The sequence below is a fragment of the Nocardioides sp. IC4_145 genome, from assembly GCF_011250565.1.
Classification (GTDB): Bacteria; Actinomycetota; Actinomycetes; order Propionibacteriales; family Nocardioidaceae; genus Nocardioides.
Map to the genome: position 1 here is coordinate 26,930 of NZ_JAANMS010000035.1, position 23,508 is coordinate 50,437.

Genomic DNA, 23,508 nt, shown 5'->3' on the forward strand with positions numbered 1-23,508 from the left:
CCGTGCAGCTCGACGGTAACGATGTAGCCCGCCCCGCCGCGACCGGCGGTCCCGCGTCGGGCCGACGGCCCGACGGCGAGGGCCCGGCGACGACGTACGACGCGCTGCTCGTCGGCGGCGGGATCATGTCCGCCACGCTCGCCACGCTGCTGCACCACGTCGAGCCCACCTGGCGGATCGGCATCGTCGAGCGGCTCGACGAGCTGGCCCAGGAGTCCTCCGGCCCGTGGAACAACGCCGGCACCGGCCACGCCGCGCTGTGCGAGCTCAACTACTCCCCGGAGCGCCCTGACGGCTCGGTCGACGTCAGCAAGGCGATCGAGGTCAACGAGCAGTTCCAGGTCACCCGCCAGCTGTGGGCCTTCCTCGTCGAGAGCGGCGCGCTCCCGGATCCGGCCACCTTCGTGCGCCCGACGCCGCACCTGTCGTTCGTGTGGGGCGCCGAGAACGTCGAGTACCTCCGCCGCCGCCACGAGCAGCTCGTCTCCCACCCGCTCTTCGCGGGCATCGAGTTCACCTCCGACCCCGACGTCATCGCCGAGTGGGCGCCGCTGCTCATGGCCGGACGCGACCGCAGCGAGCCGGTGGCCGCCACCCGCGCGGTCGGTGGCACCGACGTCGACTTCGGCTCGCTGACCCGCCAGCTCGTCACCGGCCTCGCCGACAGCGGCGCCGTGCGGCTGCACACCGGCACCGAGGTACGCCGCCTCCGTCGCAGCGAGGGCGGCTGGCACGCCACGGGCAAGGACTTCGACGCGACCGCGCGCTTCGTCTTCGTCGGCGCCGGCGGCCAGGCCCTCACGCTGCTGCAGCGCTCGGGGATCGACGAGGTCCGCGGGTACGGCGGCTTCCCGGTCAGCGGCGAGTTCTGGCGCACCACGAACCCCGAGATCGTCGCCCGGCACCAGGCCAAGGTCTACGGCAAGGCCGCCGTCGGCGCGCCGCCGATGTCGGTGCCGCACCTCGACACCCGCGTCGTCGACGGCGCCCCGAGCCTGATGTTCGGGCCGTACGCCGGGTTCAGCCCGCGTTTCCTCAAGCACGGCTCGCTCTTCGACCTGCTCCGGTCGGTGCGGCTGCACAACCTGCGGCCGATGCTGCAGGCGGGCCTGCGCAACCTCGGCCTGGTCGTCTACCTGGTCCAGCAGCTGCTGGCCGGGAAGAAGTCCCAGCTGCGCGAGCTCCAGGCGTTCTTCCCCGACGCGCGGGCGGAGGACTGGGAGAAGATCACCGCCGGTCAGCGCGTCCAGGTCATCAAGGACGTGCCCGGCCAGGGCGGGGTGCTCCAGTTCGGCACCGAGGTGATCGCCGCGGGCGACGGCAGCATCGCCGGCCTGCTGGGGGCCTCGCCGGGTGCGTCCACGGCCGTGCCGATCATGCTCGACGTGATGGCGCGCTGCTTCCCCGACCGGGTCGAGGAGTGGCGTCCGGCGCTGGAGAAGGCGATCCCCAGCTACGGCCACCGGCTCGGCGAGGACCCCGAGCTGGCCCGCACCGTGCTCGCCCAGACGGCGTACTCGCTCGGCCTCGACCCCACGGCCCCCGCCGCCCGCTGAGGGCGACCGGGCTCAGGCCTCGCGGACGACCTCGTCGTGCTCGAGGCGGGGCAGGCGGTCGAACCAGGCGTTCTCGGCCGGGCGGCCGATGTTGACGACCAGCAGCGACCTCAGCGTCGTGCCGGCGAGCAGGTCGGCGTCGAGCGCAGCGGCGTCGAAGCCACCCATCGGGCCGGCGGCAAGACCCGCCGCCCGGACGCCGACCAGGAAGTAGCCGATCTGCAGCGTCGCGTTGAACCGGGCCGCCTGCTCGCGCGCCTCGTCGTCGGCGAAGACGTCCTTCGCGCCGGGGAAGTGGGCGAAGGTCCGCGGCAGGTGCTCGTGGAAGTCGGTGTCGGCGGCGAGCACGGCGACCAGCGGCGCGCTCGCGGTCTTGTCCCGGTTGCCGTCGGACATGTGCTTGAGCAGCCGCTCGCGGGCCTCCCCCTCGCGGACCAGGACGATCCGGAGCGGCTGGGTGTTCATCGCGGTCGGCGCGTACTTCACCAGGTCGTAGATCGCAGCGACCTGCTCGTCGGTGACGGGCTCGTCGGTGAACGCGTTGGCGGTGCGGGCGTCGCGGAAGAGGAGGGCCTGGGCGTCGGCGGACAGCGGGAGCTCGAAGGTCATGCAGTGCTCAACGGGACGCGGGTGGGGAGGAGTCCCGAGGTCGATGTGGGATCGGCCACCGCCCCCGGACGGGACGAGCCCGGCCACCCCTGATGCGGGGTGACCGGGCTCGGTCGCTCGGGACCTAGTGGCAGGTCACTTCTTCAGGTCGAAGCGGTCCAGCTCCATGACCTTCGTCCAGGCGGCGACGAAGTCGCGCACGAGCTTCTCGCGGGCGTCGTCGCTGGCGTAGACCTCCGAGAGCGCGCGCAGCTGCGAGTTGGAGCCGAAGATCAGGTCGACCGCGGTGGCGGTCCACTTCAGCTCGCCGCTCGCGGCGTCGCGGATCTCGTAGACGTTCTCCTCCGACTCCGAGGCCTTCCACTGCGTGCCGGGGGCCAGCAGATTGGCGAAGAAGTCGTTGCTGAGCACGCCCGGCCGGTCGGTGAGGACACCGTGCTGGCTGCCGCCGACGTTGCCGCCGAGGACCCGCATGCCACCGACGAGGACGGTCATCTCCGGCGCGGTCAGGTCGAGCATGTAGGCGCGCTCGACCAGCAGCTTCTCCGGCATGAGCTTCTCGCCGGCCCGCAGGTAGTTGCGGAAGCCGTCGGCCCGCGGCTCGAGGACGCGGAAGGAGTCGACGTCGGTCTGCTCCTGCGTGGCGTCGGTGCGACCCGCGTGGAACGGCACCTCGACCTCGACGCCGGCGTCCCGGGCGGCCTTCTCGACCGCTGCGGAGCCCGCGAGGACGATGAGGTCGGCCAGCGAGACCTGGGCGCCGCCCTTGCCGTTGAACTCGGCCCGGATCGCCTCGAGCTTGTCGAGGACCGTGGCGAGCTGCTCGGGCTGGTTGACCGCCCAGCTGCGCTGCGGCTCGAGGCGGATGCGCGCGCCGTTGGCGCCACCGCGCTTGTCGGTGGAGCGGAACGACGCAGCCGAGGCCCACGCGGTCGAGACGAGCTCGGCGGTGGTGAGGCCGGACTCCAGCACGGCGGTCTTCAGCGCGGCGACGTCGGCGTCACCGACGAGCTCGCCCTGGACCGGCGGGACCGGGTCCTGCCACAGCTGCGGCTCCGGCACCCAGGGACCGAGGTAGCGGTCGACCGGGCCCATGTCGCGGTGCAGCAGCTTGTACCAGGCCTTGGCGAAGGCCTGGGAGAACTCGTTGGGGTTCTCCAGGAAGCGGCGCGAGATCTTCTCGTAGTCGGGGTCCATGCGCAGGGCGAGGTCCGAGGTGAGCATCGTGGGCTTGCGCGGCGGCGAGTCCGGGGTGGGCCCGGGGATGATCGCGTCGGCGTCCTTGGCGACCCACTGCCAGGCACCGGCCGGGCTCTTCTCCAGCTCCCACTCGTACTTGAAGAGGAACTTGAAGAAGTCGTTGCTCCAGCGGGTCGGGGTGGAGGTCCAGGTGACCTCGAGGCCGGAGGTGATCGCGTCCTTGCCCTTGCCGGACTCGTACGACGACTTCCAGCCCAGGCCCTGCTCCTCGAGCGGGGCGGCCTCCGGCTCGGGGCCCACGAGGTCGGCGTCCCCGGCGCCGTGGGTCTTGCCGAAGGTGTGGCCGCCGGCGATGAGCGCGACGGTCTCCTCGTCGTTCATCGCCATCCGGGCGAAGGTGTCGCGGATGTCGCGGGCCGAGGCCAGCGGGTCCGGGTTGCCGTTGGGGCCCTCGGGGTTGACGTAGATCAGGCCCATCTGGACCGCGCCGAGGGTCTCCTCGAGCTCGCGCTCACCGGAGTAGCGCTCGTCGCCCAACCAGGTGTCCTCGGGACCCCAGATGATCTCCTCGGGCTCCCAGATGTCCTCGCGGCCGAAGCCGAAGCCGAAGGTCTGGAAGCCCATGTCCTCCATCGCGACGGTGCCGGCGTACACCAGCAGGTCCGCCCACGAGATCTTCTGGCCGTGCTTCTGCTTGACCGGCCACAGCAGGCGGCGGGCCTTGTCGAGGTTGGCGTTGTCCGGCCAGCTGTTCAGCGGGGCGAAGCGCTGCGAGCCCTCGCCGGCGCCGCCGCGGCCGTCGTAGATGCGGTAGGTGCCCGCCGCGTGCCAGCTCATCCGGATGAAGAGGCCGCCGTAGTGGCCGAAGTCCGCCGGCCACCAGTCCTGCGAGGTGTTGAGCACCTCGACGACGTCACGGCGCAGCTCGCCGAGGTCGAGCTTCTTGAACTCCTCGGAGTAGGTGAAGTCCGGCCCGAGGGGGTTGCTCTTCGAGGAGTGGGCGTGCAGCGGGCTCAGGTCGAGGCTGTTGGGCCACCAGTCCTGGTTGGTGTGCGGACGGCGGTCCGTCGCCGGGGTCGGCGAGTCGATCGCGGGGTTCTCGCTCTCGCTGCCGTTGGCCGCGGCGGAGTCGTGCATGACCGGGCAACCGGCCTCGGCCTTGCGGTCCACCCCCTGCGGGCTGACGGGAGCGTTGTCGTCCTGGGTCATCTACTTCCTTCCGGCTGCGTTACTAGTGGGAGGTGGTGGAAAGGGTGCTGCTGGTGGCCGCGCAGTCGGGGCAGGTGCCCCAGTACACGACCTCCGCCTCGTCGACCACGAAGCCGTGGTCGTCGGAGGCGGTGAGACAGGGGGTGTGGCCCACGGCGCAGTCGACGTCGGCGATCGCGCCGCAGGAGCGGCACACCAGGTGGTGGTGGTTGTCGCCGACCCGCGACTCGTAGCGCGCGGTCGCGCCGGCGGGCTGGATCCGCCGGACGATGCCCGCGTCGGTGAGTGCGCGGAGCACGTCGTACACCGCCTGGTGCGACACCGCCCCGAGGTCGGCCCGCACGTGCCCGATCACCGTGTCGGTGTCGGCGTGCGGGTGCTCGTGCACGGCGGTGAGCACGGCCAGGCGGGGCTTGGTGACCCTGAGCGAGGCCTCGCGCAGCACCGCTGCGAAGTCCGGCGTCGTCATGCCCCCACCCTCTCGCCCTTTCTGGAACAAGTCAAGAATAGAGATCCCGGCTGGTCGAGGAGGTTCGGCCGGGAACCGTCTCGAGACCCGGCGAGATGCCGACCGGCTCGCGTCGTCGTCGAACGGGCACGACCCTTCCCGGGGGTGCCGTCCGAAGTCCGGTCGAGGCCGAGACGGCCGTGGTCCCTGGTCGTCGACGGGGCGCCGCGGCGCGGAACGCGGGTTACCCTGCTGGCCCGAGCGAGCAGGGAGGCGGCCCGGTGGACCCGAGGGCGGAGGAGACGCGCCTGTGGGCGTCGGCGCTCGGTGCGTTGCGCGAGCGGACCGGTGCGCCGATGGTCTTCGGCGGCGCGGTGGTGCCGGGCGGGCTGCGGCTGACCCACTTCGTGGGCTCCCGGACCGGCGCCCTGCAGGGCCTGCTCGTGCGCCCCGGCGCCGGCCTCGGCGGCCGCGTCTGGCAGGAGTCCGACGCCGTCGTCGTCGCCGACTACGGACTCGCGACCGACATCTCCCACGACTACGACGAGCCGGTCCGGTCCGAGGGCCTACGCACGGTGGTCGGCGCGCCGGTCATCGTCGACCGGGCCCTGCGGGGCGTCGTGTACGCCGGCACGCGGGGTCTCCCCGTCACCGGCGACCGCCTGCGCGACGCCGCCGTCGTCGCCGCCCGGACGCTCGCCCGCGAGATCGCGCTCGAGGACGAGGTCGAGCGGCGCCTGGCCGCCCGGCGCGCCCACGACGGCCAGGCGGCCGTCGCTCTCGGCCGTGCTCATGCCGAGGTCCGGGCACTCGTCGGTGAGACGGCCGACCCCGACCTGCGGGAGCGGCTCGACCGGCTCGCCGCACTCCTCGTCGTCGGCACTCCCGACGACCCCGCCCTCACCTCGCGCCAGGTCGACGTCCTCTCCCTCGTCGCCACCGGCGCCAGCTACGCCACCGTCGGGGAGCGCCTCGGGCTGTCGCCGCAGACCGTGAAGTCCTACATGCGCGACGTCCTCGTCGTCCTCGGCGTCCACAGCCGCCACGAGGCCGTGGCCGAGGCTCGCCGTCGCCGCCTCGTCCCCTGACCCCCGTCGGCGGCAGGTGGGGGACCCCCATCGGGGGGTGTGACGGTCGTCTCGGGCGATCGACGCTGGGCGCATGATCCCCATCGCCGCCACGACGCCCACCGAGGAGCTGCGCCGAGCCCGGGAGACGCTCCTGCGGCACCGGACGGCGTACGACGCGGCGGTGGCCGACTTCCGCTGGCCCGACGTCGGTCCGCACTTCAACTTCGCGCACGACTGGTTCGACGCGTTCGGGCGCGGCAACGAGCGACCGGGCCTGGTCATCGTGGAGGAGGACGGCAGCCGGGCGGCGTACTCGTTCGCGGAGCTGGTTGACCGCTCCGACCAGGTGGCGGCGGCGATGGCGTCGCACGGCATCGGCCGCGGGGACGCGGTGCTGGTGATGCTGGGCAACCAGGTGGAGCTGTGGGAGACGATGCTCGCGCTGCTCAAGCTCGGCGCCGTGGTGATGCCGACGACGACCGCGGTCACGACCGCCGAGCTGGCCGACCGGGTCGAGCGCGGCGACGCGCGGGCGGTGGTGTGCAACCCGGCCGACACGGCCAAGCTCGCGGGGCTGGAGCAGGGGCTGCTGCGGTTCGCGGTGGGCGAGGTCGACGGCTGGGTGCACCACCGGGCGGCGTACGACCTCGAGCCGCGGCCGGTGCCGCACCCGCGCAACGGCAGCGACGACCGGCTGCTCCTCTACTTCACCAGCGGCACGACGAGCCGGCCGAAGCTGGTCGAGCACACGCACCGGTCCTACCCGGTGGGGCACCTGACGACGATGTACTGGCTCGGGCTCCGGCCCGGCGACGTGCACCTCAACGTCTCGAGCCCCGGGTGGGCCAAGCACGCCTGGTCGAGCTTCTTCGCGCCGTGGCTGGCGGAGGCGACGGTGCTGGTGAGCAACTACCGCCGGTTCGACCCGGAGGCGATGCTGCGGGTGCTGCGCGAGGAGCGCGTGACGACGTTCTGCGCGCCGCCGACGGTGTGGCGGATGCTCATCAACGCCGACCTCACCAGCGGTCCGGGGAGCCTGCGCGAGGCCATCGGCGCGGGCGAGCCGCTCAACGCCGAGGTGATCCGGCAGGTGCGTGACCACTGGGGGCTGACGATCCGCGACGGCTTCGGGCAGACCGAGTGCACGGCGTCGGTCGGCAACACCCCCGGCCAGCCGGTCCGCGCCGGCTCGATGGGCCGTCCGCTGCCGGGCGTCCCGGTGGTGCTGCTGGACCAGGTGACCGGCCAGGTCGTCGAGGGTGCGGGCGAGGGCGAGATCTGCCTGGACCTGTCGGCGGCGCCGGTGAGCCTGATGAGCGGCTACCAGGGCGACCCGGAGCGGAACGCCGAGGCGATGCACGGCGGGTGGTACCACACAGGCGACGTCGCCGCCCGTGCCGACGACGGCTACCTCACCTACGTCGGCCGCACCGACGACGTCTTCAAGGCCTCCGACTACAAGGTCTCGCCGTTCGAGCTGGAGTCGGTGCTCATCGAGCACCCGGCCGTCGCCGAGGCGGCGGTGGTGCCGGCACCGGACCCGGTGCGGCTCGCGGTCCCCAAGGCGTACGTCGCCCTCGCCCCCGGTCACCAGCCCACGGCCGAGACCGCGCGGTCGATCCTGGCCCACGCGCGCGAGCAGCTGCCGCCGTACCTCCGGGTGCGCCGGCTGGAGTTCCACGACCTGCCGAAGACGACCTCGGGCAAGATCCGTCGCGTCGAGCTGCGGGCGCGCGAGGTCGAGCTGGCGCAGTCGCGGGCGAGCAGCCCGCGGACGACCCCCACGACGACCGAGCACCGTGACGACGACTTCGACCTGCGCGGTGGGGGCGTCGGGACCGCGCACTAGGGTCGCGGTCGTGGAGCTGCCGACCGCGACGGACGTCGAGCGCGCTGCGCGGCTGCTCAGCGGGGTGGTCGGCACCAGCCCGCTCCAGCGCTCCCCACGCCTGTCCGCCCTCACCGGCCTGGACGTCTGGCTCAAGCGCGAGGACCTCCAGGAGGTGCGGTCCTACAAGGGCCGCGGCGCCTACAACCTCGTCGCCGGCCTCACCGCCGAGGAGCAGCAGCGCGGGGTGACGTGCGCGAGCGCGGGCAACCACGCGCAGGGCGTGGCCTTCGCGTGCGCCCGGCTCGGCGTCCGCGCCACGATCTTCCTGCCCCGCACCACGCCGCGGCAGAAGCGGGCCCGGATCGCCGCGCTCGGCGGTCCGCTGGTCGACGTCGTCGTGGACGGCGACACCTACGACGACGCCAACCGGCTCTGCCAGGAGCTCGCGGCCGCGACAGGAGCGGCGGTCGTGCCGGCCTTCGACGACCCGCGCACCATCGCTGGGCAGGGGACCGTCGCGCTCGAGGTGCTCGAGCAGCTCGGCCGGGCGCCGGACGCCGTCGTCGCACCGGTCGGCGGCGGCGGCCTGCTCGCCGGGATGGTCACGCTGCTCGGCGACCGCGCACCCGACGTGCGCGTCGTCGGCGTGGAGCCGGCGGGCGCCGCGTCGATGACGGCGGCGCTGGCCGCGGGCCGGCCCGTCGAGCTCGACACCGTCGACTCGTTCGTCGACGGCGCCGCCGTGCGACGTGTCGGGGACTGGACCCACGCGGTCCTCGACCGGCAGCGGCCCCGCGTGGTGACCGTGCCCGAGGGCCTGGTCTGCGTCGAGATGCTCGACCTCTACCAGTCCGACGGGATCATCGCCGAGCCCGCAGGCGCGCTGGCCCCGGCCGCGCTCCGCGACACCGCAGCCGGCCCCGTCGCCGAGCCGGGCGCCACGGTCGTGTGCGTGCTCTCGGGCGGCAACAACGACGTCAGCCGGTACGCCGAGGTGGTGGAGCGCGCGCTCGTCCACGAGGGGCTGCGGCACTACTTCCTCGTGGAGTTCCCGCAGGAGCCGGGGGCGCTGCGGATGTTCCTCGACGAGGTGCTCGGGCGCGACGACGACATCGTGCTGTTCGAGTACGTCAAGCGCTCCAACCGCGAGACCGGCCCGGCGCTCGTCGGCATCGAGCTGCAGCGGCCGGCCGACTACGGCCCGCTGCTGGAGCGGATGATCGGCTCCGGCATCCGGGTCCAGGTCGTCGAGCCGACGAGCCCGCTCTTCCGGATGGTCCAGTAGCCCGGTCCGACCACGCCGGTCCTGCGCGGCGTACCTCCATTTCTTTGCCTTCGGCCCGGTCTAGTCAGCGTTTTGCGGCCGACCTGGCGGGGACGATGTGGTCCTGCTGGAGGGAGCATGACTGCCGTTCAGGCACCAGCAGGGCGGGTTGCCTCCGTGGCCCGTCGGGCTGTTCCGGTCGGTCCCCCCACATCAGCGGCCGGGACAGCCCACCGGCCCAGGCGTCCTCGGGCGTCCCCAGGCGTGTGCTCAGCCGTCCTCAACCGGCGGACGCCGGCGGCTCGGTGAGCACACGCAGCGCGAGCGCGGTCGTCGACTCGACGCCGAGGTGCCCGACGACGCGGGCGACACGGACCGGGTCGAGGGGCAGCAGGCCGGGGGAGCCGGGGACGTCGGGCTGCAGCCCCAGGTCGACCTCGCGGCCGCGCATGATCGCGAGGTTGAACTCGTAGCGCTCGCGCGCACCCTCAGCGGTGAGCCGGGCCAGCAGCCGCTTGCCGATCCGCGGCACGCCGGTCTCCTCGCACCACGAGTCGACCGCGGCGACGAGGTTCTCCCCGGCGCAGTGGTCGATGTCGGCCCACACCGCCTGCATCGACCCGACCTGCTCGAGCAGCACCGGGGCCGTCTTCTCGCCGATCCCCGGCACGCCGGGCAGGTTGTCGCTGGCGTCCCCGCGCAGCGCGGCGAACTCCAGGTAGCTCTCGGCGGCGACGCCGTACATCGCGCGCAGCCGGCCCGGGCTCAGCAGCGGCGAGCCGGCGATGCCGCCGTCGATGAGCCGCAGGACCGAGGTGTGCTCGGAGATGTGGGCGAACGAGTCGCGGTCGGAGGTGACGAGCACGCAGCTCCAGCCCTCGCGCTCGGCCCACGTCGCCGCCGAGGCGTTGACGTCGTCGGCCTCCAGGCCCGGCGGGGTCACCGCCAGGAGGCCGAGCGCGTCGAGCAGCGCACCGGCCCGCTCGAGCTGGTCGACGAGCGCGTCGTCCTTCGGCGCCCGCCCGGCCTTGTACGCCGGGTAGGCGGCCTCGCGCTCGGACGCGGTCCGGTCGTCGAGACCGAAGAGCACCGCGTCCGGGGCGAACTGGTCGACGGCCTCGAGGATCTGGCGCAGCATCCCGTGCAGCGCCCAGGCGGGCCGACCGCCGCGGTCGCGGAGGTCGGTGTGCGCCCGCGCGTGGTGGTTGCGGTGCAGCAGCGACGGTGCGTCGACGGCGAGCAGCAGCTTGCGGGGGCGGTCGGGAGGAGGTCGCATGGCGGTGCCGCGAGCCTACGGGTGCGGCCGGGGTCGGGGGTCGTGTGCCTCCCGACGCGGCCGGGCGCGTCCGCGGGCACACGACCGCCGCAGGTGCCGGCCCCGGTACGGTCTGCCCACACGACCGCGGAGGCCCGCGGCCGCGGACCGGAGGTGCGGATGGGCAGGCGCTCGGCACCCTTCGGCGCGCGCGTGCTGGGGCGACCGGACCAGTCGGTGCGCGCGCTGCGCCTGCGCGTCCAGCTGCTGCTGACCGTGATGCTGGTCAGCACCAACGTCGTGGCCGCCGGCGTCGTCTTCCTCATCGCCTCCCTCGTCGTGCCCGCGCCGAGCCCCACCAGCGCGACGGTGGTCTCGCTGGCCATCGCGGTGCCGACGTACGTCGGCGTGGCGGTGCTCGTCGGGGTCGGGGTCGGCACGCGGCTCAGCCTGCGCGCCCTGCGGTGGGCGACCGAGGGCGTCGAGCCGGATCGGAGGCAGCGGCTCGCGGCCCTGCGCGTCCCGTTGCGGCTCACCGTCATGCAGGGCGCGCTGTGGCTCGGCGCGACCGTGCTGTTCACGACCCTGTCGCTGGTGCTGCAGCCCGAGCGCGCCCTCGGGTCGGGGGTCGCGGTCGGGATCGCCGGCATGGTGGCGTGCGGCATCGCGTTCCTGCTGGCCGACTTCGTCATGCGGCCGATCTCGGCACGTGCGCTGGACGGGCTCGCGGTCACCGACCGCCCGCGCGGGGCCGGCGTCGGCGGCCGGATGGTCCTCTTCTGGTGCCTCGGCACCGCGGCACCGGTCGTCGGCATGGTGGTCGCCGCCATCGTGGGCCTCACCGGCGACGACGACGCGCGCGACCGGCTGCCGTTCACGGTCCTCGCGATCAGCGCCGTCGTGCTGGTCTTCGGGCTGCTCACCACCGTCCTCAACGCCCGCTCGATCGTCGCCCCGGTCAGCACCGTGCGGGACGCGCTGCTCGACGTCGAGCGCGGCGACCTCGACCGGGAGGTGGTCGTCTTCGACGGCACCGAGCTCGGGTCGCTGCAGGCGGGGTTCAACGCGATGGCGCAGGGCCTGCGGGAGCGCGAGCAGCTGCGCGACCTCTTCGGCCGGCACGTCGGCCGCGACGTCGCGCTCGCCGCGGCGGCCCGCGGGGTCGAGCTCGGCGGGGAGGCCCGCCAGGTGACGGTGCTCTTCGTCGACCTGGTCGGCTCCACGACGTACGCCACCCGGCACGAGCCTGCGGAGGTCGTGCGCACCCTCAACCGGTTCTTCGGCGTGGTCGTCGAGGAGGTCGACCGGCAGCGCGGGCTGGTCAACAAGTTCATGGGCGACGCGGTGCTCGCGGTCTTCGGCGCGCCGGTCGACCACCCCGGCCACGCCACCGCCGCGCTCGCCGCGGCCCGCGCCATGGCGCGCCGGCTCGCCGCGGAGGTGCCGGAGATCAGCGCCGGCATCGGCGTCGCCACCGGCGAGGCGGTGGCGGGGAACGTCGGCGCGGCGAGCCGGTTGGAGTACACCGTCGTCGGCGACGCCGTGAACAGCGCCGCCCGCCTCACCGACCTCGCCAAGCAGGTGCCCGGCTGCGTCCTGGCCGCCTGGCACACGGTCGAGGAGGCCGACGAGGGCGAGGCCCGGCACTGGGAGCCCCACGACCCGGTGGTCCTGCGCGGCCGCAGCGAGAAGACCCCGACCGCCGTCCTCTGCGGCTGACCGGCGCCTCAGCGCAGCTCGGCCGCGCGGGCCTGGACCTCGCTGCGGATGGCCGCCAGGGCGGCGACGGCCGGTGCACGGCGGACGCTCGCGCTGGCCAGCGCGGCGACGAAGGTCAGCTCGACGCGCACCTTGCGCGGCAGCACCGGCTCCAGCCCCGTCGCGCGCCGAGCCAGGAACGTCGGCAGCAACGCGATCCCCGCCCCCGCACGCGCCGCCTCCAGCTGTGCGAAGACGCTCGTCGACCCCAGCTGCACCGCCCGCTCGGCGAAGAGCCGGTCGACGAGCTGGAGGTCGCTGACCCGCAGCGCGCCCTCGACGTAGTAGACGAGCGCGTGGTCGTCGAGCTCGGCCTGCGAGCGCGGCCGGCCGGCCCGGTCGAGGTACGACGGCGCCGCGAACAGACCGAGCTCGTACGGCGCCAGGTCGACGGTCCGCACGCGGGGCGACAGCGGCTCGCCCACGCCGACCTCCACGTCGGCGCCGCTGCCGTGCACGATCGGCCGCGTGGCGGCGGTCAGCTCGACCGTGACCCGGGGGTGCCGGCGCCGGAGTGCGGCGAGCGCGGGCGCGGCGTACACCGCGGCGAACGCCTCGGGGGCCGAGACCCGCACCAGGCCGGCCAGCTCGCCCTCCCCGTCGCCGTCGGCGCTCAGCGCGTGGCGGGCGGTGGTGACCGCGCGCTCGACCGACTCCGCGGCGGGCAGCAGCGAGCGGCCCAGCTCGGTGAGGTGGCACCCGCGGGTGGTGCGGGAGACGACCGGCGCGCCGACCGCGGCCTCGAGCGCGTCGAGGCGGCGCGACACCGTCGAGTGGGTGAGGCCGAGCGCGGTCCCGGCGGCGCTGAGGTTGCCGGTGCGTGCGACCTCGAGCAGCACGACCAGGTCGTCGGCGCGCATCGTTCGGCCCTCCTCGCGGGGATCACCCGGCTGTGCATCCTTGCACAGCCGGTGTGCGGGGGTCGGCGTTGTTCCGGGGCCCACGATGGGCGAACCTGTACCGGTCCGGCGCCGTCCGCGCCGCCACGTCGTACCCGAGGAGACCCGCACCCGATGAAGCTGCAGACCACCATCGATGCCCCCGACGCCGGCACCCCCGACTGGCCGATGCTCGTCGGCGGGGAGTGGGTCCCCTCGGAGAGCGGCGAGTGGCGCGACGTGGTCACCCCGGCCCGCGCCGAGCAGGTGCTCGCGCGGGTGCCTGAGAGCACCAAGGCCGACCTCGACCGCGCGGTCGACGCGGCGACCGCGGCGCTGCCGGCCTGGCGGGCGCTGCACTTCCGCGAGCGCGGCACGATCCTGCTGCGGATCGCGGACGCGATCGAGGCGCGCTCGGAGGAGTTCGCCCAGCTGACCGCGCAGGACACCGGCAACGCGCTGCGCACGCAGGCGCGGCCGGAGTCGGCGACGCTGGTGGCGCTGTTCCGGTACTTCGGCGGCGTGGCCGGCGAGTTCAAGGGCACGGTGCTCCCGGCCGGCGACGACCAGCTGCAGTACACCCGCCTCGAGCCCCTGGGCGTCGTCGGCGCGATCCTGCCGTGGAACTCCCCGCTGATGATCGCCGCGATGAAGCTTCCCGCCGCGCTCGCCGCCGGCAACACGCTCGTGGTCAAGCCGGCCGAGGACGCGCCGCTGACGATCCTGCTGCTCGCGCAGGTCATGTCCGAGCACCTGCCCGCCGGCGTGCTCAACGTCGTCACCGGCGTCGGCGAGACCGTCGGCCAGGCGATCTCCGAGCACCCGGGCATCCACAAGGTCTCCTTCACCGGCTCCTCCGAGGTCGGCCGGATCGTCGGGGCCACCGCCGGCGGTCGCCTCGCCCACCAGTCGCTCGAGCTGGGCGGCAAGTCCCCCAACATCGTCTGCCCCTCGGCCGCCGCCCCCGACGTCATCGAGGCCACCGCCGAGGGCGTGCTGCTCGCAATGCGCTTCAGCCGCCAGGGCCAGTCGTGCACCGCCGGGTCGCGGCTGTTCCTGCACGAGGACGTGCACGACGAGTTCCTCCGCGTGCTGGTCGAGAAGGTCTCGAAGCTCAAGGTCGGCGACCCGCTGGCCGAGGAGACCGACATGGGCGCGATCATCAACCGCTCGCAGTACGAGCAGGTCCTCGACTACATCGAGGACGGCAAGTCCCAGCCCGGCGTCCGTGTCGCGCTCGACATGTCCCGCGACGTGCCCGAGGGGCTCGAGGGCTACTACCAGGGCCCGACCATCCTCGCCGGCGTCGCGAACGACTGGCGGATCGCCCGGGAGGAGATCTTCGGCCCCGTGCTCGTCGTGATCCCGTGGAAGGACGAGGACGAGGTCGTGGCGATGGCCAACGACTCCCACTACGGCCTCGCCGCGTTCGTCTGGTCCCGCGACCTCGACCAGGCCCTCGGCCTCGCCCACCGCATCGAGTCCGGCTGGGTCCAGGTCAACCAGGGCGGCGGCCAGGTCATCGGCCAGTCCTACGGCGGCTACAAGTCCTCCGGCATCGGCCGGGAGTTCTCCATCGAGGGCGCCATCGAGGGCTTCACCCAGACCAAGCAGATCAACGTCAAGCTCGGCCGCTGAGGCTGTCGCTTCATCAAGGTATGCAGGGAAACCGACGAGTCCGACGGTGTCGGTTCGCCTGCATACCTTGATGAACCCCCACCTCCCACGGCGAGCTCACCGGGGGAAGTGTCGGTTCGGCTGCATACCTGGATGAACCGACAACCGCTCCGCTCGAGGCCGCGCTCCCTCAGGTGCCGCAGTACGTCGTGTAGGCACCGAAGTCGGGCGGGGCGGGGGCGGCGTAGGCCTCGAGGCCGGGCCGCTCGTCGTACGGCGCGCGGAGCACCTCGACCAGCCGCTCGACCGGGCCGAGGTCGCCGGCGGTGGCGGCGTCGAGCGCCTCCTCGACCAGGTGGTTGCGCGGGACGTAGACGGGGTTGACCCGGTCCATCGCGTCGGCGTCGGGGCCGAGCGCGCGCCAGCGCTCGAGCCAGTCGTCGAGCGGGCGCAGGTCGAGCACCATCCCGCGCACCGGCTCGGCGTCCCCCCGGGCGGCGGACGACAGCGCGCGGAAGAACGTCGTCCAGTCGACGTGGCCGGACCGCAGGATCGGGAACAGCTCGTCGACCAGCGGCACGAGCACGTCGTCGGCGACCCCCTCGGGCAGGCCGGTCTTGCGCCGCATCGCGTCGGTGAAGGCCGCGCTGTACGCCGTGCGGAACCCGCCGAGCGCCTCGGTGGCGATCTCGATCGCGCGCTCCTCGGACTCGTCGATGAGCGGCAGCAGCGCCTCGGCGAGCCGGGCGAGGTTCCACTCGGCGACGACCGGCTGGTTGCCGTAGGCGTAGCGGCCGCCCTCGTCGATCGAGCTGAACACCGTCGTCGGGTCGAACGCCTCCATGAACGCGCACGGCCCGTAGTCGATCGTCTCGCCCGACAGCGTCATGTTGTCGGTGTTCATCACGCCGTGCACGAACCCGACGGCCATCCACTGCGCCACGAGCCGCGCCTGCACGTCGATGACCGACCGCAGGAGCGCGAGGTACGGCGCTTCGTCGTCGCGCGCCGCGTGGTGGTGCCGGTCGATCGCGTGGTCGGCCAGCCGGCGCAGCAGGTCGAGGTCGCCGGTGGCGCGGGTGTACTGCACCGTCCCCACCCGCAGGTGGCTCGACGCGACCCGCGCCAGGACCGCCCCGGGCAGCACGGTCTCGCGCTGCACCTTGCGGCCGGTCGCCACGACGGCCAGCGAGCGGGTCGTGGGGATGCCGAGCGCGTGCATCGCGGTCGAGACGACGTGCTCGCGGAGCATCGGACCGACCGCCGCGAGCCCGTCGCCGCCGCGGGCGAACGGCGTACGTCCCGAGCCCTTGAGGTGCAGGTCGCGCAGCCCGCCGTCGGCGCCGGTGAGCTCGCCGAGCAGCAGGGCGCGGCCGTCGCCCAGCCGCGGGGAGAACCCGCCGAACTGGTGACCGGAGTAGGCCTGCGCCACCGTCCGCGCACCCTCCGGGACGACGGTGCCGGTCAGCAGGCCGAGCCCCTCGGGGCCGCGCAGCCACTCGGCGTCGAGGCCGAGCTCGGCGGCCAGCTCCTCGTCGAGGGCCAGCAGCCGCGGCGCGGGGGCCTCGGCGGCCTGCCACGGCACGGCGAGCTCGGGCAGCTCGTCGGCGAACCGGTGGCCGAGGCGGACGTGGGGGCCGGGGACAGCGGAGAGGGCGACGCTCACCTCCTCGACAGTACGTCGCGTGGCCGACCGCCCCGTCGCCCCCGGTCGCGAGCCCGCGTCAAGTAACGGTTTGGAAACGTCCGGACCATCTTCCGGCTACCTCTGGACGTGGTGCTCGTCACGTGCATAAGTTGTGCCGCACAACAAACGCGTGATGCCTCCGGGAGTCGGTAGAGCGGGCGCGGATCGATCGCTCAAGGAGGCGGATCGCGTGAAGCGGAAGCACAGCTTGGCCATGGCGGCCCTGATGGGGCTGGCCCTGACGGTCTCGGCCTGCGGGTCGGACGACGGCGGCGACAGCGCCGGCGACGGGGGCAGCAGCCAGAGCAGCAGCGCCGACGGCAAGATCGGCGTCATCCTGCCCGACACCGAGTCCTCGGTGCGCTGGGAGAGCGCGGACCGCCCGGCGCTCGAGGCCGCCTTCGACGAGGCCGGCGTCGAGTACGACATCCAGAACGCCGAGGGCGACGCGGAGCGGATGACCCAGATCGCCGACACGATGATCGGCAACGGCGTCACCGTCCTCGCGATCGTCAACCTCGACTCCGAGTCGGGCGCGGCCATCCAGGAGAAGGCCTCCTCGCAGGGCGTCGCCACCATCGACTACGACCGCCTGACCCTCGGCGGGTCGGCGGAGTACTACGTCTCCTTCGACAACACCGTCGTCGGCGAGCTCCAGGGCCAGGGCCTCGCGGACTGCCTCGGTGACAAGCCCGCCAACATCGTCTTCCTCAACGGCTCGCCGACCGACAACAACGCGACGCTGTTCGCCGAGGGCGCGCACAGCGTGCTCGACGGGATCGACAGCTACAAGAACGTCGGCGAGCAGGCCGTCCCCGACTGGGACAACGAGGAGGCGGCGACGATCTTCCAGCAGCTCTACACCGCCGCCGACGGCAAGGTCGACGGCGTCCTCGCCGCCAACGACGGCCTCGCCGGTGCCGCGATCGGCATCCTCGAGGGCAACGGCCAGGCCGGCAAGGTCCCGGTCACCGGCCAGGACGCGACCGTCGAGGGCCTGCAGAACGTCCTCGCCGGCACCCAGTGCATGACGGTCTACAAGTCCGCCAAGCAGGAGGCCGCGGCGCTCGCCGAGGCTGCGATCGCGCTGGTCAACGGCGAGGAGGCCGAGACCACCGGCACGACGACCGACGCCGAGGGCGGCCGCGACGTGCCGTCGATCCTGCTCGAGCCGCAGTCGATCACCAAGGACAACGTCGGCGACGTGATCGACGACGGCGGCCAGAAGGTCGAGGACGTCTGCACCGGCAAGTTCGAGAAGCTCTGCGCCGACGCCGGCATCTCCTGAGCCGTCCCGAGCAACCCGAGCAACGCCCGAGGTCCTGACCCGTCGGACCTCACCTGATCGGCGCCCGGGCCGCACGCGGCCCGGGCGCCTTTCGTTCACCCGCACAACAAATCCCGAGGGAGTAGGACTCCATGACTCAACCGCTGCTCGAGCTGCGCGGGGTCAACAAGAGCTTCGGCGCCGTGCACGTCCTCCACGACGTGGACTTCGCCGTCTACCCGGGCCAGGTCACCGCGCTCGTCGGTGACAACGGCGCCGGCAAGTCGACGCTGGTCAAGATCATCGCCGGCATCTACGGCCGCGACAGCGGGGACTACGTCTTCGAGGGCGAGACCGTCGCGGTCCACGGCCCGCGCGACGTCGCGGCGCTCGGGGTCGAGGTCGTCTACCAGGACCTCGCGCTGTGCGACAACCTCGACATCGTCGAGAACATGTTCCTCGGCCGCGAGGAGACCCGGGGCATCGGCCTCGACGAGGTCGCCATGGAGGCCCGCGCCCGCGAGACCCTCGCCTCGCTTTCGGTCCGCACCGTCAAGTCGGTGCGCCAGAGCGTCTCGAGCCTGTCCGGTGGCCAGCGGCAGACCGTCGCCATCGCCAAGGCCGTGCTGTGGAACTCCAAGATCGTCCTGCTCGACGAGCCGACCGCGGCGCTCGGCGTCGCGCAGACCCGCCAGGTCCTGGACCTGGTACGCCGCCTGGCCGACCGCGGCCTCGGGGTCGTGCTGATCTCGCACAACATGACCGACGTGTTCGAGGTCGCCGACCGGATCACCGCGCTCTACCTCGGGCGGGTCGCGGCCGACGTACCGGCCAAGGACCTCACCCACAGCCAGGTCGTCGAGCTGATCACCGCCGGCCGCTCCGGTGACCTCGGCATCACCAACGTCGCCACCGCCACGATCTGAGGACGAAGAGATGACCCTGCAGACCGAGACCACCGACCAGCAGTCGGCGGCGCACGGCTTCGACAACGACAACCGGCAGGCGGCGACGATCGGCGACGCCGCCCGCGACTACCTCAACCGCCTGCGCGGCGGCGACATGGGCTCGCTGCCGGCGATCCTGGGCCTGGTCGTGCTCTTCGTGGTGTTCAGCTCGCTCCACGACCGGTTCCTGACGACGTACAACATGGCCAACCTGGTCGTGCAGGCCGGCTCCATCTGCGTCCTCGCGATGGGCCTGGTCTTCGTCCTGCTCCTCGGCGAGATCGACCTGTCCGCCGGCGTCGCGGGTGGCGCCTCGGCGACGATCACCGCGCTGGTGATGATCGACCACGGCTGGACCTGGTGGACCGCGGCCCTCGCCGGCATCGCGATCGGCGCGCTCATCGGCCTGGCGATCGGCTCGCTGGTGACGTTGCTCGGCATCCCGTCGTTCGTCGTGACGCTGGCCTTCTTCCTCGCCCTCCAAGCGGTGCCCCTCAAACTCATCGGCTCCGGCGGCTCGCTGCGCTTCGACGACGAGGTCCTGCGCGGCCTGTCGATCAAGAACGTCCCCGTCACGGCGGGCTGGATCGCGGCGGTCGTCATCGTGCTCGGCTTCGCGGCGGTGCAGCTGTTCCAGTACCGCACCCGCGCCACCCGCGGCCTGGTCCACAAGCCGCTCGCCCTCGTGCTCGTCCAGGTGGGCGTGCTGGCCGCCATCGTCCTCGGCCTCACCGCCCTGCTCAGCGCCAACCGCGCGCCGAACCCCGACATCTTCACGATCGCGGGCATCCCGTGGGTGGCGCCGGTCGTCATCGCGCTGCTGCTCTTCTGGACCTTCGTGCTGACCCGCACCCGCTTCGGCCGCCACCTCTACGCCGTCGGCGGCAACGCCGAGGCCGCCCGCCGGGCCGGCATCAACGTCACCAGGATCAAGATCACCGCCTTCGTCATCGCCTCCTCGATGGCGGCGATCAGCGGCCTGCTCGCCGCGTCGTACACCGGCAAGGTCTCGCCCGGCTCGGGTGGCGGCAACGTGCTGCTGTACGCCGTCGGCGCGGCCGTCATCGGCGGCACCAGCCTCTTCGGCGGCCGGGGTCGCGCGATCGACGCCGTGGTCGGCGGCCTGGTGATCGCGACGATCCCCAACGGTCTGGGCCTGCTCAACCAGGCGAGCTACATCAACTTCCTCGTCACCGGCGGCGTCCTGCTCCTGGCCGCCAGCGTCGACGCCGTCTCCCGCCGTCGTCGCTCCGCGGCCGGCGTCTAGGCGCGGGGTGACGGCGCAGCGGCGCGGCCTCGGCACCAACCAGGAGGCGGTGCGACGACACAACCTCGGCACGGTGCTGCGGCACGTCCACGGCGCGCGCCAGATCTCCCGGGCGCAGCTGACTGCGCTGATGGCGCTCAACCGCAGCACGATCGCCGACCTGGTGCTCGAGCTGGAGTCGCTCGGCGTCGTCGAGCAGACCGTGCCGACCGGCGTCCGCTCGGGCGCCGGCCGGCCGTCGGCCGGGGTGCGGCTGGCCGAGGTCGGTCCCTACGTCGTCGCCGTCGACCTCGGCGTGGACCGGGCGGTCGTGGCCCGGGTCGCGCTCGGCGGCGACGTCGTCGAGCGGGCGACCGCGCCGATCCCGAGCGGCGGGGGCGAGGCCTGGCAGGTCGGCTCGACCGTGGCCGGCCTCATCCGCCGCGTGGTCGAGGGCGCGCCGGCGGCCGCGCCGCTGCTCGGCGTGGGCATTAGCGTCCCCGGCCTGGTCCGCCGCAGCGACGGACTGGTGCGCCTCGCGCCGAACCTGGAGTGGCGGGACGTGTCCTTCGGCTCGATCGTCCTCGCGGCGCTCGGTGTCGACGTGCCCGTCCAGCTCGCCAACGACGCCGACCTCGGCGCGCTCGCCGAGCACCGCCGCGGCGCCGGCCTCGGCATCGACGACCTCATCTACATCTCCGGCAACGTCGGCGTCGGTGCCGGCGTGATCACCGGCGGCGTGCGGCTCGAGGGCGCGGGCGGGTACGCCGGCGAGGTCGGCCACCTGCCGTTCGCGCCCGAGGGGCGGCTGTGCCACTGCGGCAACGTCGGCTGCTGGGAGACCGAGGTCGGTGCGCACGCGATCGCCGCCGCCATCGGCTGCCCGGAGTCCGACGTGGTCACCCTCGGCGACGTCCTCGACGAGTACGCCGGACCCCAGCGCGCGCTGGGCGCCACCGGCAAGGCGTTGGGCTACGGCCTGGCCTCGATCGTCAACGCGTTCAACCCGCGGCTGGTGGTGCTCGGCGGCTACCTCAGCTCGCTCTACGCGCTGGTCCGCCACGAGGTCGACGACGCCCTCGCGGAGCGCGCCCTGCCGGCCCCGCACGAGTCGGTCACCCTCTCGCTGCCCGGCCTCGGCTCGGACTCGGTGCTCCTCGGCGCGGCCGAGATCGCCCTCGAGCCCCTCTTCGCCGACCCCGTCGCCGCGCTGGGCACCGCCCTGGTCGACGTCGGCGCCCGGCTGGCGGGGTAGTAACGGACGGAAAGGTCCGTGGCCAACCCGGTGACGGACAGAAACGTCCGTTACTACCCCGACGGCGGCACCCGGGCAGGCCGATCAGGGGTCAGGTGGTCGGGAGGTCGGCGGTCCCGGTGAGGACCCGGGCGAGGGACTGCTCGGCGGCGCCGAGGGCGGCGGCGCGGAGGTCGAGGGTGCCCAGCCGGAGCTCGGGGCGGACCTGGACGTCGGAGGCCAGCCGGGCGTCGAGCACGCGGCGGGCCGGGCCGAGGACGAGCTCGCCGAGCGGCACGAAGTAGCCGCCGAGCACCACCACGGCCGGGTCAAGGACGCCGGCGAGGATCGCCAGCCCCAGCCCGAGGTCCTCGCCGACCCGCTCGACGGTGGCGCGGGCGGCCAGGTCGTCGGCGGCGCGGGCGGCGACGGCCTCGGCGGTCGTCAGCGGGGTGTCGAGCTCGGCCATGCCGAGGGCGTCGAGCACGGCGAGCAGGCCGATCGAGGCCTCCCAGCAGCCGCGGCGGCCGCAGCCGCACGGCGCGGTCGGGTCGCCGACCGGCATGTGGCCGACCTCGCCGGCGAAGCCCGCCCCGCCCTGCACGAGCTGCCCGCCGACGACGATCCCGGCGCCGATGCCGACGGTGCCGGTGAGGTAGAGCGCGTGGTCGACGCCGCGGGCCGCGCCGTGGTGCGCCTCGGCGTACGCCGCGCAGTTGGCGTCGTTGACGACGCGGACGTCAGCGGGTGGGCAGCCGAGCGCCGCGGCGACCTCGGCGACGAGGGAGTCGCCCCGCAGCGGGAGGTTCGGCGCCCAGGCGACGGTGCGGTCGTCGTCGCGCACGAGCGCGGGGACGGCGACGGTGGTGCCGAGCAGGCGACCCGGGTGGGCGGCGCGGACCTCGGCGGCCAGCCCGAGGAGCACGCCGAGGCGGTCCTCCCCGGCCGGCCGGGACTCGCTGGTGAGCACGTCGCCGGCGAGGTCGACGACGACGGCCGAGACGTAGTCGACGTTGAGCTCCAGCCCGAGCCCCAGGTGGGACCCGGCGCGGAGCGAGAGGGGGCGGCTGGGCCGGCCGCGGGCAGGAGCAGCAGGCGCGTCGTCGACCAGGGCCTCGACGACGGCGCCGGCCTCCTCGAGGTCGGCGACGATCGCGCCGACCGTGGCCTTGGCCAACCCGGTGCGCTGCGCCAGCCCGGCCCGCGAGGCGGGTCCGAGCCGGCGCAGCGACTGCAGCACGGCCGCGGTGTTCGCGCGGCGCAGCTGCCCGGTGGTGCTCACGTGGAGGTGACGGTGCTCGTCAGCGCACGCCGTACAGGTGCTCGAGCGCGAGCTGGTCGAGGTGCTCGGTCGCGGCGCCCTGCTGCGCGAGGACCTCCGGGTCCGGGAGCTCCCACTCCAGGAGGCCCTGCCAGCCCTCGCCGTCGCCGAGGGTGGGCTGCGCGAGGTCGGGCAGCTTGGCCGCCGCGAGCGCCTCCTGCACCTCCGGGTCGGCGCGGAACGCCTTCACCTTCTCGCGCAGGATGAGGTAGTTGCGCATGTTGGCCGCGGCCGAGACCCAGACGCCGGCCTCGTCCTCGATGCGCGAGGGCTTGTAGTCGAAGTGGACCGGGCCGTCGTAGCCACCGGCCAGCAGCGCGTCGACCACCCAGAACGCGCCGCGCACGTTGCCGGCGCCGAAGCGGAGGTCCTGGTCGTACTTCGGACCGTTCTGGCCGTTGAGGTCGATGTGGTACAGCTTCCCCTGCCACAGCGCCTGGGCGTAGCCCGCGGCCGCGTTCATGCCGGCCATCTCCTCGTGCCCGATCTCCGGGTTCACGCCGACCAGCTCGGGGCGCTCCAGCTCGTTGATGAAGGCCAGCGCGTGGCCGATCGTCGGGAGCAGGATGTCGCCGCGGGGCTCGTTCGGCTTCGGCTCGATCGCGAAGCGCAGGTCGTAGCCCTGGTCGACGACGTACTGGCCGAGGACGTCGAAGGCCTCCTTCATCCGGTCCAGCGCGACGGCGGTGTCCTGCGACGCGCCGTACTCCGCGCCCTCGCGGCCGCCCCAGGCGACGTAGACCTTCGCGCCGAGCTCGGCGGCGAGGTCGACGTTGCGCATGACCTTGCGGATCGCGAAGCGGCGGATGTCGCGGTCGTTGTTGGTGAAGCCCCCGGCCTTGAAGACCGGGTGGCTGAACAGGTTGGTGGTCGCGGTCGTGACGACCAGGCCGGTGTCGGCGAGGCCCTTCTTGAACCGATCGATGATCTGCTGGCGGGTCGCGTCGTCGCTGCCGAACGGGATGACGTCGTCGTCGTGGAAGTTCACGCCGTAGGCGCCGAGCTCGGCGAGCTTCTCCAGCGCGTGCACGGTGTCCATCGGCGGACGGGTGGCGCCGCCGAAGGGGTCGACGCCCTGCCAGCCGACGGTCCAGAGGCCGAAGGAGAACTT

At 73.5% G+C, this 23,508-nt stretch carries 18 protein-coding genes; 10 read left to right on the top strand and 8 right to left on the bottom strand.

What is annotated here, in order from left to right; all coding sequences use genetic code 11:
- Positions 1-2 precede the first annotated feature (2 nt).
- A complete protein-coding gene (gene mqo / locus G6553_RS14700) occupies positions 3-1,556 on the top strand; it encodes a malate dehydrogenase (quinone) (RefSeq protein ID WP_347565724.1) in 1,554 nt (517 codons plus the stop codon).
- 12 nt (positions 1,557-1,568) lie between these two features.
- Here the strand turns inward: mqo and G6553_RS14705 are convergent, their stop codons facing one another.
- The 3 genes from G6553_RS14705 to G6553_RS14715 all read right to left on the bottom strand — a co-directional run bounded on the left by G6553_RS14705 (position 1,569) and on the right by G6553_RS14715 (position 5,043).
- Entirely contained in the window at positions 1,569-2,165 is a 597-nt protein-coding gene (locus G6553_RS14705; protein WP_166194431.1) for a malonic semialdehyde reductase, read from the bottom strand.
- A gap of 135 nt (positions 2,166-2,300) precedes the next feature.
- On the bottom strand, positions 2,301-4,574 hold the full coding sequence (gene katG / locus G6553_RS14710; protein ID WP_166194434.1) for a catalase/peroxidase HPI: 2,274 nt from the start codon (positions 4,572-4,574) through the stop codon (positions 2,301-2,303).
- A gap of 22 nt (positions 4,575-4,596) precedes the next feature.
- Complete coding sequence (locus G6553_RS14715) at positions 4,597-5,043, bottom strand: Fur family transcriptional regulator (protein WP_166194437.1); 447 nt, start codon at positions 5,041-5,043, stop codon at positions 4,597-4,599.
- Between the two features lie 260 nt (positions 5,044-5,303).
- Here G6553_RS14715 and G6553_RS14720 point away from each other — a divergent pair, with 260 nt between their 5' ends.
- The 3 genes from G6553_RS14720 to ilvA all read left to right on the top strand — a co-directional run bounded on the left by G6553_RS14720 (position 5,304) and on the right by ilvA (position 9,208).
- On the top strand, positions 5,304-6,110 hold the full coding sequence (locus G6553_RS14720; RefSeq protein WP_166194440.1) for a LuxR C-terminal-related transcriptional regulator: 807 nt from the start codon (positions 5,304-5,306) through the stop codon (positions 6,108-6,110).
- Positions 6,111-6,183: 73 nt separating this feature from the next.
- A complete protein-coding gene (locus G6553_RS14725; RefSeq protein WP_166194443.1) occupies positions 6,184-7,941 on the top strand; it encodes an AMP-binding protein in 1,758 nt (585 codons plus the stop codon).
- A gap of 10 nt (positions 7,942-7,951) precedes the next feature.
- Positions 7,952-9,208, top strand: a complete 1,257-nt coding sequence (ilvA, locus tag G6553_RS14730; protein ID WP_166194446.1) for a threonine ammonia-lyase IlvA — start codon at positions 7,952-7,954, stop codon at positions 9,206-9,208.
- Between the two features lie 259 nt (positions 9,209-9,467).
- Here the strand turns inward: ilvA and G6553_RS14735 are convergent, their stop codons facing one another.
- Positions 9,468-10,463: a 5'-3' exonuclease H3TH domain-containing protein gene (locus G6553_RS14735; protein WP_166194449.1), complete on the bottom strand. Its 996-nt coding sequence runs from the start codon at positions 10,461-10,463 to the stop codon at positions 9,468-9,470.
- A gap of 192 nt (positions 10,464-10,655) precedes the next feature.
- On the opposite strand from G6553_RS14735, the gene G6553_RS14740 reads away from it, so the two are divergent.
- Positions 10,656-12,161, top strand: a complete 1,506-nt coding sequence (locus G6553_RS14740; protein WP_347565725.1) for an adenylate/guanylate cyclase domain-containing protein — start codon at positions 10,656-10,658, stop codon at positions 12,159-12,161.
- Positions 12,162-12,169: 8 nt separating this feature from the next.
- Here the strand turns inward: G6553_RS14740 and G6553_RS14745 are convergent, their stop codons facing one another.
- Positions 12,170-13,060, bottom strand: a complete 891-nt coding sequence (locus tag G6553_RS14745; protein ID WP_166194455.1) for a LysR family transcriptional regulator — start codon at positions 13,058-13,060, stop codon at positions 12,170-12,172.
- A 153-nt stretch (positions 13,061-13,213) separates the two neighbouring features.
- Between G6553_RS14745 and G6553_RS14750 the strand changes: the two genes are divergently transcribed.
- A complete protein-coding gene (locus tag G6553_RS14750; protein WP_166194458.1) occupies positions 13,214-14,716 on the top strand; it encodes an aldehyde dehydrogenase family protein in 1,503 nt (500 codons plus the stop codon).
- A 169-nt stretch (positions 14,717-14,885) separates the two neighbouring features.
- On the opposite strand, the gene G6553_RS14755 is transcribed toward G6553_RS14750, so the two are convergent.
- Positions 14,886-16,361 (bottom strand): protein adenylyltransferase SelO, encoded by a 1,476-nt coding sequence (locus tag G6553_RS14755; RefSeq protein ID WP_166194461.1) that lies wholly within the window; start codon positions 16,359-16,361, stop codon positions 14,886-14,888.
- A 211-nt stretch (positions 16,362-16,572) separates the two neighbouring features.
- Between G6553_RS14755 and G6553_RS14760 the strand changes: the two genes are divergently transcribed.
- The 4 genes from G6553_RS14760 (at position 16,573) to G6553_RS14775 (ending at position 21,097) form a co-directional block, all read left to right on the top strand.
- Positions 16,573-17,670 (top strand): substrate-binding domain-containing protein, encoded by a 1,098-nt coding sequence (locus G6553_RS14760; protein WP_166194464.1) that lies wholly within the window; start codon positions 16,573-16,575, stop codon positions 17,668-17,670.
- A 131-nt stretch (positions 17,671-17,801) separates the two neighbouring features.
- Positions 17,802-18,575, top strand: coding sequence for an ATP-binding cassette domain-containing protein (locus G6553_RS14765; RefSeq protein WP_166194467.1), 774 nt, complete (start codon positions 17,802-17,804; stop codon positions 18,573-18,575).
- Between the two features lie 10 nt (positions 18,576-18,585).
- Positions 18,586-19,863, top strand: coding sequence for an ABC transporter permease (locus G6553_RS14770; RefSeq protein WP_166194470.1), 1,278 nt, complete (start codon positions 18,586-18,588; stop codon positions 19,861-19,863).
- A 7-nt stretch (positions 19,864-19,870) separates the two neighbouring features.
- Positions 19,871-21,097, top strand: a complete 1,227-nt coding sequence (locus G6553_RS14775) for an ROK family protein (RefSeq protein WP_166194473.1) — start codon at positions 19,871-19,873, stop codon at positions 21,095-21,097.
- Positions 21,098-21,188: 91 nt separating this feature from the next.
- Here G6553_RS14775 and G6553_RS14780 read toward each other — a convergent pair whose 3' ends face one another.
- Together G6553_RS14780 and xylA are read right to left on the bottom strand one after the other, a co-directional pair.
- The gene (locus tag G6553_RS14780) at positions 21,189-22,358 is read right to left on the bottom strand and encodes an ROK family protein (protein ID WP_166194475.1); all 1,170 of its coding nucleotides are present in this window, start codon (positions 22,356-22,358) and stop codon (positions 21,189-21,191) included.
- A 19-nt stretch (positions 22,359-22,377) separates the two neighbouring features.
- Positions 22,378-23,508, bottom strand: a 1,131-nt coding sequence (gene xylA, locus G6553_RS14785) for a xylose isomerase (protein WP_166194478.1), incomplete at its 5' end; no start/stop codon positions are given.

What these genes read in the sequence shown, in the direction of transcription:
- G6553_RS14705 (WP_166194431.1), bottom strand. Translation starts at nt 2,165, where the DNA reads ATGACCTTCGAGCTCCCGCTGTCCGCCGACGCCCAGGCCCTCCTCTTC.
- katG (WP_166194434.1), bottom strand. Translation starts at nt 4,574, where the DNA reads ATGACCCAGGACGACAACGCTCCCGTCAGCCCGCAGGGGGTGGACCGC.
- G6553_RS14715 (WP_166194437.1), bottom strand. Translation starts at nt 5,043, where the DNA reads ATGACGACGCCGGACTTCGCAGCGGTGCTGCGCGAGGCCTCGCTCAGG.
- G6553_RS14725 (WP_166194443.1), top strand. Translation starts at nt 6,184, where the DNA reads ATGATCCCCATCGCCGCCACGACGCCCACCGAGGAGCTGCGCCGAGCC.
- G6553_RS14735 (WP_166194449.1), bottom strand. Translation starts at nt 10,463, where the DNA reads ATGCGACCTCCTCCCGACCGCCCCCGCAAGCTGCTGCTCGCCGTCGAC.
- G6553_RS14745 (WP_166194455.1), bottom strand. Translation starts at nt 13,060, where the DNA reads ATGCGCGCCGACGACCTGGTCGTGCTGCTCGAGGTCGCACGCACCGGC.
- G6553_RS14750 (WP_166194458.1), top strand. Translation starts at nt 13,214, where the DNA reads ATGAAGCTGCAGACCACCATCGATGCCCCCGACGCCGGCACCCCCGAC.
- G6553_RS14765 (WP_166194467.1), top strand. Translation starts at nt 17,802, where the DNA reads ATGACTCAACCGCTGCTCGAGCTGCGCGGGGTCAACAAGAGCTTCGGC.
- G6553_RS14770 (WP_166194470.1), top strand. Translation starts at nt 18,586, where the DNA reads ATGACCCTGCAGACCGAGACCACCGACCAGCAGTCGGCGGCGCACGGC.